Here is a 12,485-nt window from a genome sequence, read left to right on the forward strand (position 1 = left end):
CGGAGCAGCCATGCACCTCCACCACGACGACGCCCTTCCCGACGGCCCCGCGCATGGCCCCGGCGGCGCCTCGCCCCGGCCTCGTGACGGCCGCCGCGCGCTGCGCATCGGCCTGGGCGGGCCGGTCGGCTCCGGCAAGACCGCCACCGTCGCCGCCCTGTGCCGCGCGCTGCACGAAGAGCTGTCCATCGCGGTCGTCACCAACGACATCTACACCCGCGAAGACGCCGAGTTCCTGCTGCGCGAGGCCGTCCTGCCCGCCGACCGCATCACCGCCGTGCAGACCGGCGCCTGCCCGCACACCGCCATCCGCGACGACATCTCCGCCAACCTCGAAGCCGTCGAAGACCTGCAAGACCATCTCGGCTCCCTCGACCTGATCCTGGTGGAATCGGGCGGCGACAACCTCACCGCCACCTTCTCCCAGGGCCTGGCCGACGCGCAGATCTTCGTCATCGACGTCGCCGGCGGCGACGACATCCCCCGCAAGGGCGGCCCCGGCGTCACCACCAGCGACCTGCTCGTCATCAACAAAACCGACCTCGCCCCGCACGTGGGCGCCGACCTGGAGGCCATGGCCCGCGACGCCAAGGCCCAGCGCGGCGACCTGCCCACGGTGCTGACCGCGGTCAAAACCGCAGGCGGCATCAACCCCGTGGCCGAGTGGATCCGCGGACGGCTCGCTGCCTGGGTCGCAAGCTCCGCATGACGCCCACAGCCGTTCCGCTTCCACCCGCCCGGCCCACGCCTGCCCAGCCCGGGTCCGGGGTGCGTGCCATCGCCCGCATCCGCGCCACCCGCGTCGGCGACACCACCGTCCTGCCCACGCTCGCCGGTGACGGCCCCTTCGACCTGCGCCGCGCCCGCCCCCACGGAAACCAGGCACGCGTGTGCATCCTCGGCGCCATGAGCGCCCCCCTCGGCGGCGACCGGCTGCGTATCGAAGCCACCGCCGAAGAAGGCGCCCACCTGCACATCACCACCGCCGCCGCCACCCTCGCCCTGCGCGGCCCCACCACCGCCCACGCCACCTACGACGTGCACCTGACCGTCGCCGAGCATGCCAGCCTGCACTGGCTGCCCCAGCCGCTCATCTCCGCCGCCCGCAGCAACCTGCGCCAAAGCTGCACCATCGATCTCGCCCCGACCGCCCGGTTCCTGCTGTGCGAACAGACTGTCCTCGGCCGCTCCGGAGAACCCCCGGGCCGGCTGACCACCCGCCTGACCGTCCACCGCGACGGACGCCCCCTGCTGGACCAGCAGACCAGCTACGGGCCCCAAGCGCCCGGCTGGGACGGCCCCGCCATCGCCGCCGGCCACCGCGCCATCGGCCAGACCCTCATCATCGACCCCGCCCTGAACCAGCACCCGCCCCACGCCCGCCTGATCGGCGACGACCCGGCAACCGGCCACGCCGTGCTGACCCCCCTGACCGGCCCCGCCGTGCTGATCACCGCTCTGGCCCCGGACACCCTGCAACTGGGCCGCCTCCTGCAGGCGGCGTACCCCATGCCGTGAATGCCATGTCGCCGGCCGCAGAGCCCTCACCCCCCCCACGTCATGTCACACCACGTCACGAGAACTTCGTGGATGTGGATCAGTGATGATCCAGCAGGAAAGGAACCACACCATGTCGGAGCCGTTCACCCCGCACCTGTCCGCCCCGGTCGAGCACACCACCACCAGCGCGGGCGTGGACATGGCCGCTCTTCGCGATCGCAAGTACCGCCAATGGTTCCGGGGAGCCGACGTCGATGGTGACGGGGTCATCACCCGGCGAGACGTCCAGCTGATGGGCGAGCGTTACATCGCCGCCCGTGGCGCGTCGCAGTCCGCCACCGCCCATCGGCTCACCCAGGAGCTGGACGCGTTCTGGACGCACGTGATCGCGCCGATGGATCAGGACGGTGACGGGAAGGTCGACCTGCGAGAGATGACCGAAGGGTTCCGGCAGGCCCTGACCGACCCCGGCCTGTACCCGCAGCAGATCCAACTGGTCGCCGACTGCTACTTCGACCTCATCGATCTCGACGCAGACGACAAGATCGACCAGACGGAGTTCCAGCAGATCTTCGGCCTGGCCGGCAACCTCCCCTTCGAGCACTGCGCCGCGGTCTTCACCGCCCTGGACTTGAACGGCTCAGGCACGCTGGATCGCACCGAATTCCACCAGGCGCTCGCGGAATACTTCTACGGCAACAACCCCGACGCCCCCGCCAACCACCTGTTCGGCGAACTCGCCGACTGATGGCCCGCGCTCTGTTGCACGAGCGGGCCGGTGTTCCTGGCCGACCGGCACCGTACCCGAACTCCGGCATGTCGCTCATGGTCCACACGGTAAGTGAATCGAGACGGCAGTCACAGGGCGCGTACAACGCCGCAGGTCAGGCACATCCATTGGAAATTTCCCCAGGACTGCAGCGAGGCCCAGATGTGGCCCTACATCGCATAGACGGGCGCCAGGTCGACGAAGACGCGATAGTCCGAGATCAGACCGTCGTCGCGGGTACGCCAGATCGACACGGCCACGACGCTGACGTCCTTGCCGTCGAGCCGGCGGTATGTCACCTCGGTCTCAGCGATGGTGTCGGCGTCGACCTGCCAGGTTCTGACGAGCCTGTGCGCGAGGCCCGCGATGGTGGCGAAGAATATCCGCAGCCCCCCGGCGATGGCGTCGCGTCCCACCATGGGCTCGGCATTGCCGAACACCATCCGGGCGTCCTCCGTCAGCAACTGCACGAACGTGCCGGGCTCGAACGAGTCGACCACCTGGAAAACACGCCGTGCCTCATCGTCGGGCATGCCGATCTCTCCTCCCGTGGCAAGGGTCGCTGCTCGGGACGTTACGTGGCGACGGGCAAGATGCAACCCCCTGCTCGCGGTACCTGCGGACGATCTCCTCGCAGGCGTCGGCCGGGGCAACGTGGACGGCGGAGCGGGCCGCGCCAGGCCCCCCGGGGCCGGCCCGCCACCGAGCATGAGGCATGTGCGCTCCGGTCGGCGGGGTGCCAGCGGGTGGGCTCTGAGAGGGTGGGGTGGTGCGGGTTGAGTTGCTGGGGCGGATCCGGGTCTTCACCGATGACGGAACACCGGTTGAGGTCGGGGGTCCTCGTGTGCGGATGGTGCTGGCCCGGCTCGCCCTGCAGCCGGGACAGGTGGTGCCCGCCGAGACGTTGATCGACGGGCTGTGGGGCGCCGACCCGCCGGGGGACGCCGCCAATGCGTTGCAGGCGCTGGTGTCCCGGCTGCGCAAGGCCCTGCGCAGGGTTGGCGGCGTGGAGTCGCGGGCGGGCGGCTATCGGCTCGTGGCCGGCGCGCAGGACGTGGACGCGCACCGGTTCGAGGCTCTGGCGGCGCGCGGGAGAAGGGAATTGGCCGCCGACCGGCCACAGGCGGCGTCCATCACGCTCGGCGAGGCCCTCGGGTTGTGGAGGGGCGCCGTGCTGGCCGACCTGAGCGATGTGCCGTTCGCCGACGCCGCCGCCGCGCGGCTGGAGGAGCTGCGGGTGGCGGCGGCCGAGGACCGGTTCGACGCGGAGGTGCGGCTCGGCAGGCACGATGAGGTGCTGGCCGATCTGGAGGCGGCTGCTAAGCGGCACCCGTTGCGGGAACGGCTGACTGTTGTGCGCATGCGCGCGCTCTGTGCGGCCGGACGGCAGTCCGACGCGCTGACCGTGTACGAGGAGACGCGCGCCGAGCTGGCCGGGCAACTCGGCGTCGATCCCTCCCGGGAACTGCGCGAGACGCATCTGGCGGTGCTCCGGGGCGAGCTCGACAGTCCACCGGGACGCGCCGAACCCCGATTGCCTCGGTGGCTGACCAGCTTCGTCGGCAGGCAGGAGGAGCTGAAGCTGGTCCTGGAACTGGTGGAGACCTCCCGGCTGGTCACCGTCGTCGGCCCGGGCGGCGTCGGCAAGACCCGGCTGGCCGTACAGGCGTTGACCCGGCACCGAACCTATCGCAGCGGACGGGTGTGGTTCGTCCCCCTGGCCGGAGTGGACACCTCCGCCGGGTTGCTCGACGCTGTGCTCGGCGCGCTGAGCACCTCCGGCCTGCGGTCGGCGCAACGGCGGCGAACCACCCCGCCGAAACCTCTTGATGCGGCGGTCGACCTGCTCACGGGTGGGGAGGCGGTGCTGGTGCTCGACAATTGCGAGCGCCTGGTGGCGGACGTCGCGGAGCTGGCCCACCGGCTGCTCGACCGGCTGCCCTATCTGAACATCCTGGCCACGAGCAGGGAGTCGCTGGCGATCGTCGGTGAGGCGCTGTGTCAGCTCGGGCCTTTGGAGGTTCCCGCCACGCCGGAGGAGGCTGCCGGGGCGGCCTCGGTGCGGCTGTTCCTGGACAGGGCCGCCGATGTGCGGCCCGGGTTTGTGCTGGATGAGGTGACGGCCGGTCCCGTGGTGGAGGTCTGCAGGCGGCTGGACGGGCTGCCGCTGGCGCTGGAGTTGGCCGCCGCCCGGCTGCGTTCCATGAACGTGGCGCAGATCGCGCGGCGTCTGGATGACCGGTTCCGGCTGCTCGCCTCGGGCAACAGGACGGGGCCCGCTCACCAGCGCACGCTGCGCGCGGTGGTCGAGTGGAGCTGGGAGCTCCTGACGGAGGACGAGCGGGTGCTGGCGCGGCGGCTGTCGGTGTTTCCCGGCGGGGCCGAGGAGGACGCGGTGCGGGCGGTGTGTCCCGGTGGGGACGGCGCGTACGTGCTGGACGCGCTGGTGGAGAAGTCCATCGTGGTGGCGGGTGGTGAGGGCCGTCGCAGGTATCGGATGTTGGAGACGATGCGGGCGTACGCGGCGGAGGAGTTGCTCCGAGCCGGTGAGCGGCAGGCGGTGGAGGCACGTTTCGTGCGGTACTTCCGGGATCTGGCCGAGGAGCACGAGCCGCTGCTGCGCTCACGTGAGCAGGTACGCTCGATGGCGGTCTTCGATGCCGAGTACGACAACCTGGTGCTCGCACTGCGGATGGCCGTCGCGGCCGGGCACGCGGCCTGCGCGTGGCGGTTCCTGCCCGCGCTGATCTGGTACTGGAACATGGCGCGGTTCGACGCCAGGTCCGAGTCGCTGCTGCAGGAGGTGCTCGGCTTCGGCGACGCGCTGCCCGCCGCCGTGCGGGCGGCCTTCACCGCGGTGCGCGAGCTGGCCAACAACAGCGGGTTCCTGCCCGATCGTGAGCCGGCCCGCGCGCTGATCGAGGACTGTGTCCGCTCCGGGGCGATGGAACGCTATCCGATCTTGGTGCCGGTGGTGTTGCCGGCGGCGTTCTTCCTGGGCCTTGATGATCTGGCGGAACGCGAGTTGCGCCGGGCGCGCGATCATCGGGGTCCGTGGGCGCGGGCGTGCGCGAGCTGGGTGGAGGCGTACGTGCGTACCGACCGTGGCGACTGGCAGGGCGGCGCCGCGGCGCTGGCGCAGGCTCTGCGGCGCTATGAGGAGATAGGCGAGCGCCAAGGGCTGGCGATGGCCCTGATCGGCTCGGCTCACGCCCACTCGGTGCAGGGCGAGCACGAGCGGGCGCTGATCGCCGCTGAACGGAGCCTCGCCCTGGTCGCGGAACTGGGCTCGCAGGAAGAGATCGGGCATCGGGCCTGGCTGGCCACCGCGCGGATGCGGGCCGGCGACCCGGACGGCGCCTGGCGGGAGGTCGCGGCGGCCCGCCGCGCGGTCAGCGGCCGGGTTCAGCGGCATTCCGAACTTGAGCTGGAGCGCTGCGTCGCCGAGTTGCACCGGCGTGGTGGCGACTGGGAGCGGTCGGAGCAGGCGCTCGGTCGGCTGGAGGCGCTGGCCGGGAAGCTGTCGGTCCCCAAGGAGACGATCGAGGTGCTGGTCGCGCCGGGGCGGGTGGCGAATCTGCTGGCCGCGGGAGCGGTGGCCGAGGCGCGGCGCGTGTTCCCGAGCGCGGTCAGAGCCTCGGTCGCCGCAGGCAACGCCGCCGCTGCGGCGGAGCTGCTGGCCCGGTTGCTGCTCGGTGAGGGCGATTCGGCCGGCGCGGCGACCGCCCTCGGGATGAGCCGGGCGATCCGCGGGGTGTTCGACCAGGGCGATCCGGAGTTGAGCGACCTGATCGCCGCTCTGGTCGAACGGCTCGGCGCCCCGGGGTACGAGCAGGCGTACCGCCGGGGCGCGCGGCTGCCCAGGGATCAGGCGCTCAGCCGGTTGACGGCGTGAGGTGTCAGAACCAGGCCGCGAGGAAGTCGGCGTCGAAGACGAGCGGGGTGATGTGGTGCTGCGGTGGTTCGGCGTCCATCAGATGCCGCACCAGGAAGTCCCACCTGCGCCGGTACAGGTGGTGCTCGTAGCCGAGGAAGAGGTGCTCCGCGCCGGGGATGACGAGCATCTCGACGTCCTTGTCCAGGGTGATGAGCCGCTCGGCCAGGCGCATCGTGTGGTCGGGCAGGACGTTGGGGTCCATGCCGCCGTGGATCAGCAGAAGCTTGCCCGCCAGCCGGTCGGCCCTGGCCACGTTGGACACCCGATCGTAGTCGGCCTCGCCGGGCATGCCGTGGTACAGCTCGGCGTGCCCGGCGTGCAGGTGCCGCAGTTCGTGGGTCCCGCAACTGGAGATTCCGGCCTTGTACAGGTCGGGATGGTCGAGCATCGCGCGCACGGCCTGGTGTCCGCCGGCGGAGATGCCGACGACGCCCACCCGGTCGAGGTCCATCCAGGGCCGCGTCCGCGCCAGTTGCCGCAGCGCGGCGGCCTGGTCGCAGGCGTCGCCGAGGTTGCCGTAGGAGGCATCGGAGAAGGTCTTGTCGCGTCCCGGTGAGCCGCGCCCGTCAACGGCGACCACGACGAAGCCGAGCGCGGCCATGGCCTCGGCCTCGTGGCCGAGGATGCCGGGGTCGAAAGTGGGGTGCACGCGGTTGGTCTGCGGGCCCGGATACGGCGTGTCGACGATCGGGTAGCGCCCGGCGGGGTCGAAGTGGTGCGGCCGATACAGCACACCGTAGAGATCGGTGACGCCGTCGGCGGCCTTGACGCGGAAACGTTCCGGCGGCGTCCACCCGGTCGCGAGAAGGCGCGTGATGTCCGCATGTTCCAGCTCGACAAGCACACGTCCGTCCCAGCCACGCACCGTGGTCACGGCCGGGGTGGCGGTGGTCGACGCCGAGTCGACGAAGTACGCCCCGTTCGGCGCGACCATCACGTCGTGGTCGACATCGTCGCCGGTGAGCCGGGCCAAGTCGTGCCCGTCCAGTCCGATCCGGCACACCGTACGGCGATACGGGTCGTCCGGGATGAGGCCGGCAGCGGTGAAGTACACCACCCGGTCTGTCTCGTCGACATGCAGGATCTCCCGGACCGCCCACTCGCCGGAGGTCACCTGCCCGAGCAGCGCGCCGGTGCCCGCCTCGTACAAGTACAGGTGTCCCCAGCCGTCACGCTGGGAGTACCACAGCACCTCGTTCCCGCCGCCGAGCAACCTGACCATCGGCGCCTGTCCCTCCGCCCACTGGTTGGGCTCCACACGGGTGGCGCCGCTCTCGGTCAACAGCGTCGTCACATGACCGGTGCCCGGGTCGAGGCGGTGCAATGACAGGCTGCGTCCCTCGCGCGGCCGGCTCAGGTAGTACACCGCGCCGCCGTCGGCCGCCCACCACGCCCATCGCGTCATCACCGGCGAGACCACGGACATGGGCAGCGGTTCGGCCGAGGCGCGCACCACGGCGCCGGTGGCGATGTCGAGCACGACCAGCTCGGCCAGCGGCACCCGCTCATCGCCCGGGTGGGCGTAGCGCTGCGTGTGCAGACGGGGCGGGCCACCGTCCGCGGGCAGGGCCTCGATCCGGTGATTACGGCGCACGCCCCGCTGATCGGTGCGATGGGTCAGCACGCGTGTCCCGTCCGGCGACCAGGCCGCCGCCGGGGGCATGGTCGCGAATCCGAGCTTGCGGACCAGGACGGAGTTCTGCCACCAGTCCGGCGCGGTGGCGTAGTCGTGGTCCGCACGCCCGTCGGAGGTCAGTGCCCATTCCTTGCCGTCGGCCAGTCGGCGAACCCACAGGTTGTGGTCGCGGCGGAAGACCGCGTGCCGCTGATCAGGGGAGGCGGTTTCGACGAAGGCGGCGGTCGGGCGCGGCTCGCATCCTTCCAGCACGTACGTGTCGAGAGCACAGCGCCAATGCCCGCCGAACGCGGCGAACTCGACAGTCCGGCCGCTCATCTGGATGGCCGCGAACGGCAGCGCCGCCGCGTCCACGTTCTGCCCGGACGCCGTCGCCAGCGCCGCGGCGAGCCGCTCATGGTCGAAGGCCGGCACGCGGACGCCCGCGGCCGGGTCGACGAGGACGAACCGCGTGCCCGAGCGATACCAGAAGCGGGCACCGCCGTCGATCCACACCGGCCTGACCCGGCCGCCGGGCACCAGCGCGGAGCGGTGGTGCGGCAGCAGCTTCTCCGCGCTCTGATAGGCCGTCACATCGAGGTGTCTCATCTTCAAGGCTCTCCTTCTCTCTTCAATCACGTGCGTGCGCGGGAGCACGGCGGCGCAGGACGGTGAGGGCCAGCACGGCTCCGGTCACCGACAGTAGGGCGGCGGCGGTGCTCACGAGTGACATGGACGACAGGAACGCCTCTCGCGCCGCCTGCGCCAGGTCGGCCGAACCGGTCTCGGCCGCCGTGCCGAGCGCGTCCGCCAGCGACGTCCTGGCCGCCTGCGGCACACCTGCGGGCAGAGCCGCGGAATAGCCGGCCGACAGCAGGCTGCCCAGTGCGGCCACGCCCAGCGCCATGCCTGCCTGCTGGATGGTGTCGCTGACCGCTGAACCCACCCCGGCGTGCTGCGGCGGGATGGCGCCCATGAGCGTGGCGAAGACACTGGGCGTGGCCAGCCCGGTGCCGATTCCCATGACCGCCAGTCCCGCGGCCAGGAACGGATATCCGTCACCGGGGCCGATCAGCGCGAAGATGCCCTGTGAGGCGGCGATCACCAGCATTCCCGCCACGATCAGCGTCTTATTGCTGAGGCGCTTGGCCAGGGTGGCGCCGACCAGGTTGAAGACCGCCACGGCCACGGCCAGCGGCACGAACGCCAGCGCGGCCGTCATCGCGCCATGTCCGAGGACCAGCTGAAGGAACTGCGTCAACGCCAGTTGCACCGCCGCGGTGGAGAACACCAGCAGCACCACCGATGCCGCGGCCCCGCTGAAGTCGCGGTTGCGGAATATCGCCAACGGCAGCATCGGATGCGGCGTACGGGACTGCCACCGCACGAAGACGACGAGCGCGACGACGGCCACCCCCAGGGCGATCACGACCGGAGCCGACCAGCCCTCGTGCGGCAGGGAGATGATCGCCCACACCAGTGCGGCCATCCCGGCGATGGACAACAGCACGCCCAGCGGGTCGGCCCGTCGTGCCGGCCCCCGCGACTCCGGCACGACGGCGTAGGCGCCGATGATCCCGAGCACGGCGAGAGGCACGTTGACCAGGAAGACCGACCCCCACCAGAAATGCTGGAGCAGCAGCCCGCCGAGGGTGGGACCGGCCACGATCCCGACCATGCTGACCATGCCCCAGATCGACATCGCCTTGCGCCGCTCGCTCTCGTCGAAGACGACGATGAGGATGGACATGGTGCTGGGCATGGCCAGGGCCGCGCCCGCCCCCATCAGCGCGCGGCACGCGACGAGCTGCCATGACTGATCGGCGAACGCCGCCAGCAGGGACGCCCCGCCGAGTACGACCAGCCCGAAGATCAGGAGCCGGCGGCGGCCGTACCGGTCCGACAGACTCCCCGCTGTGATCAGCAGTCCCGCGAACACCAGGATGTAGGCGTCGAGGATCCACTGCACGTCGGCCGAGCTCGCCCCCAGCTCGCTCATGAGTGCGGGGATGGCCAGCGTGAGGATCATGTTGTCGACACTGAGCACCAGCAGTGCCAGACAAAGAACGCCGAGGATCCACCATCGGCGTGGATGAGCCATGAGACTTCTCCTGCATCGTTTGGGAGGAGGACCGCCACTGCGATCCGCGTTCTGTGACGCCCCAAACCATGCGCGTTCGCGCTGATAGCGACCTGACAACTCGCCCGGAGCCACTGTCAGGACAGGCCCTCAGCCCCCTCCGGGGTCTACCACACCGGCCGCTTCAAGAAGATCCGGGTGGTGAGCGGGAGGTCGGTGACGCTGAAGCCGGCGTGGACGGTGAACTCCCCCGGCTCGCTCTTCCACCCCTGGTCCCAGTGCTGGAAGGCTCGGCGTGCGAGGGCGATCGTGACCCGCTCGGCCTGCCCGGCGTCGGCGCGTACCACGGCGTATCCGGCCAGCCAGCGTTCGGGCCGGTCCACGGCGCTGGACTCCCGTGACAGGTACACCTGCACCACCTGTTTGCCCGCGCGTTCGCCGGTGTTGCGCACGGTCAGTCGTACCTCGTCCGGGGTGGCGGTCAGGCCGGTCGGTTCCCAGCTCGTGTAGCCGAGCCCGTGCCCGAACGGGTAGGCGGGTTCGGTCCCGGCGCGCAGCCAGGCGCGGTAGCCGATGTGGATGCCCTCGTCGTAGGCCACGACCCCGTCCACCGGTGCGGTGGCCAGAACCGGCACGTCCGCCTCGGTGGCCGGCCAGGTGGTGGGCAGTCGTCCGCCCGGCTCGGCGATTCCCAGAAGCACCTCGGCCAGGGCGGTGCCGAACTCCTGCCCGCCGAACCAGCCGAGGAGCACGGCGGCGACCTCGTCGCGCCAGGGCATGAGCACGGGCGCGCCCGCGTTGACCACGACGACTGTGCGCGGGTTGGCCGCTGCGACCGCCCGTACCAGGGCGTCCTGCGCGCCGGGAAGTGCCAGCGTGGCGCGGTCGGCGGCCTCGCGCTCGATCTCCGGGCTCGTGCCGACCACGATCACGGCCGTTTCGGCCTGCCGCGCCGCGGCTACGGCCGCCTCGATCGCGTCCGTCTCGTCCGCGGCCAGGTCTTCGCCCAGCGCGAGGGTCAGGCCGTTTCCCTGCGGCACGCCGTCCAGTCTGGCGGTCAACTCGACCTCCCCGGCCGCCAGTTCGACCGGGACCGAGGCGTGCGGTGGTGAGACCAGGCCGCCGCCGAAGTCCTCACCCTCGTGCACCAGTTCCCGTTCCAGCACCCGCACCCCGTCCACGGTCAGCGTGGCATGCCCGGCGCCGGCGACGCCGAGCCGTATCGTGCCCGGTTCGCGCACCTGGTAGCGGGTGCTGATCTCCACCGAGGCGGTGCCTTCCGGGCGGGAGCCGCCCAGCCTGGCGAGGTCGGACGAGTGGCGGTTCTCGCTCAGCAGCTCGCGGCCACTGTCGGCGAGGAAGCGGGCGCGCACGCCAGGCTCCCCCGACACCGGGTCGGTCAGCCGGGCGATCGGCAGTGCCGCGATGCCCGCCTGCGTGACGGCGCCGAGCGTCCAGGTGATCTCGGCGTCCGGCAGGGCGGCGCGCAGCCCGTCCAGCGGGGTGACGACGTAGGGGGGTGTGACGGTGGCGCTGCCGCCGCCCTGGGTGCGGATTTGGAGGGCGTTGTGCCCGATGACCGCGACCGACCGTGGGCCGGGAGCGGGCCACGGCAGTTCACCGTCGTTGCGTACCAGCACCATCCCGTCGGCCGCCACCCGCCGCGCCAGGACGGCGCCGTCCTCGGCGGAAGGCGCCGGGGTGTCGGCGGGAGCGGGTGTGAAGCCGGCCAGGGCGCCCACACGGGCGGCCAGGAGCAGCAGGCGCCGCACTTTCTCGTCCACCGCCGATTCCGGCACGCGCCCGTCGCGCACCGCCGCGACCAGCGCCTCGCCCCACGGCCCGTCCGGTCCGGGCATGACCAGGTCCTGCCTGGCCAGTGCGGCCGGCACGGTCGTCCGCGCGGCCCACCAGTCGGAGACCACCACGCCGTCGAACCCCCATTCGCCGCACAGGGGCTCGGCCAGCAGCGGGTTCTCCGTCATCGTGGCGCCGTTGACCGCGTTGTACGCCGACATCACCGCCCAGGCCCGCGATTCCACCACCGCCTTTTCGAACGCGGCGAGGTACAGCTCGCGCAGCGCCCGTTCGCTCACCGAGACGTTCGCCGTGAAGCGCTCGGTCTCGAAGTCGTTGCCCACGTAGTGTTTCGGAGTCGCGGCGACGCCCCCGGTCTGGACGCCGCGCACGTAGGCCGCCGCCAGGTCGGCCGTCAGCAGCGGGTCCTCGGAGAACGCCTCGAAGTGCCGTCCGCCGAGCGGGCTGCGGTGGAGGTTGATCGTCGGTCCGAGCACCACGTCCGCGCCTTTGCGCCGTGCCTCGGCCGCCAGTACCGCTCCGTACGCGTGGGCGGTCGCCACGTCCCAGGTGGCGGCGAGTGCGGTGGCGGACGGCAGGTTCACCGCGGGGTGGCGTTCGTCCCAGGTCACGCCGCGGATGCCGGACGGGCCGTCGGACAGCACTATCGAGCGCAGCCCGATGTCGGGATCGGGATGGGTGCTCCACTCGTCCGCGCCCGTCAGCAGGCGGACCTTGCGCTCCAGGGTGAGCTTGTCCAGGAGCGGGTCGATCTGGTGCACGCGTG

8 protein-coding genes are annotated in these 12,485 nt (G+C 71.6%); 4 read left to right on the forward strand and 4 right to left on the reverse strand.

The features are described from left to right. Positions 1–10 precede the first annotated feature (10 nt). The 3 genes from ureG (at position 11) to ACFOY2_RS49825 (ending at position 2,248) form a co-directional block, all read left to right on the forward strand. On the forward strand, positions 11–709 hold the full coding sequence (gene ureG, locus ACFOY2_RS49815) for an urease accessory protein UreG (protein WP_379535203.1): 699 nt from the start codon (positions 11–13) through the stop codon (positions 707–709). Further along, positions 706–1,518: an urease accessory protein UreD gene (locus ACFOY2_RS49820; RefSeq protein ID WP_379535204.1), complete on the forward strand. Its 813-nt coding sequence runs from the start codon at positions 706–708 to the stop codon at positions 1,516–1,518. Before ureG ends, ACFOY2_RS49820 begins: the two co-directional genes overlap by 4 nt. An 85-nt stretch (positions 1,519–1,603) precedes the next feature. Then, positions 1,604–2,248 (forward strand): EF-hand domain-containing protein, encoded by a 645-nt coding sequence (locus tag ACFOY2_RS49825; protein WP_379535205.1) that lies wholly within the window; start codon positions 1,604–1,606, stop codon positions 2,246–2,248. 191 nt (positions 2,249–2,439) lie between these two features. On the opposite strand, the gene ACFOY2_RS49830 is transcribed toward ACFOY2_RS49825, so the two are convergent. After that, the gene (locus ACFOY2_RS49830; RefSeq protein ID WP_379535206.1) at positions 2,440–2,802 is read right to left on the reverse strand and encodes a nuclear transport factor 2 family protein; all 363 of its coding nucleotides are present in this window, start codon (positions 2,800–2,802) and stop codon (positions 2,440–2,442) included. Positions 2,803–3,038: 236 nt separating this feature from the next. On the opposite strand from ACFOY2_RS49830, the gene ACFOY2_RS49835 reads away from it, so the two are divergent. Continuing rightward, a complete protein-coding gene (locus ACFOY2_RS49835) occupies positions 3,039–6,164 on the forward strand; it encodes a BTAD domain-containing putative transcriptional regulator (protein WP_379535207.1) in 3,126 nt (1,041 codons plus the stop codon). Between the two features lie 4 nt (positions 6,165–6,168). On the opposite strand, the gene ACFOY2_RS49840 is transcribed toward ACFOY2_RS49835, so the two are convergent. From ACFOY2_RS49840 to ACFOY2_RS49850, 3 genes are all read right to left on the reverse strand, one after another. Then, the gene (locus ACFOY2_RS49840) at positions 6,169–8,430 is read right to left on the reverse strand and encodes a S9 family peptidase (RefSeq protein WP_379535208.1); all 2,262 of its coding nucleotides are present in this window, start codon (positions 8,428–8,430) and stop codon (positions 6,169–6,171) included. Positions 8,431–8,452: 22 nt separating this feature from the next. Further along, the gene (locus ACFOY2_RS49845; protein ID WP_379535209.1) at positions 8,453–9,922 is read right to left on the reverse strand and encodes an MFS transporter; all 1,470 of its coding nucleotides are present in this window, start codon (positions 9,920–9,922) and stop codon (positions 8,453–8,455) included. A gap of 146 nt (positions 9,923–10,068) precedes the next feature. Further along, complete coding sequence (locus tag ACFOY2_RS49850) at positions 10,069–12,480, reverse strand: beta-glucosidase family protein (protein WP_379535210.1); 2,412 nt, start codon at positions 12,478–12,480, stop codon at positions 10,069–10,071. Between the last annotated feature and the right edge of the window lie 5 nt (positions 12,481–12,485).

The organism is Nonomuraea purpurea (genome assembly GCF_042650645.1).
Classification (GTDB): Bacteria; Actinomycetota; Actinomycetes; order Streptosporangiales; family Streptosporangiaceae; genus Nonomuraea; species Nonomuraea purpurea.

Coding starts and splice junctions, on each gene's coding strand:
- ureG (WP_379535203.1), top strand. CDS start 11: ATGCACCTCCACCACGACGACGCCCTTCCCGACGGCCCCGCGCATGGC.
- ACFOY2_RS49845 (WP_379535209.1), bottom strand. CDS start 9,922: ATGGCTCATCCACGCCGATGGTGGATCCTCGGCGTTCTTTGTCTGGCA.
- ACFOY2_RS49840 (WP_379535208.1), bottom strand. CDS start 8,430: ATGAGACACCTCGATGTGACGGCCTATCAGAGCGCGGAGAAGCTGCTG.
- ACFOY2_RS49830 (WP_379535206.1), bottom strand. CDS start 2,802: ATGCCCGACGATGAGGCACGGCGTGTTTTCCAGGTGGTCGACTCGTTC.
- ACFOY2_RS49820 (WP_379535204.1), top strand. CDS start 706: ATGACGCCCACAGCCGTTCCGCTTCCACCCGCCCGGCCCACGCCTGCC.
- ACFOY2_RS49825 (WP_379535205.1), top strand. CDS start 1,604: ATGATCCAGCAGGAAAGGAACCACACCATGTCGGAGCCGTTCACCCCG.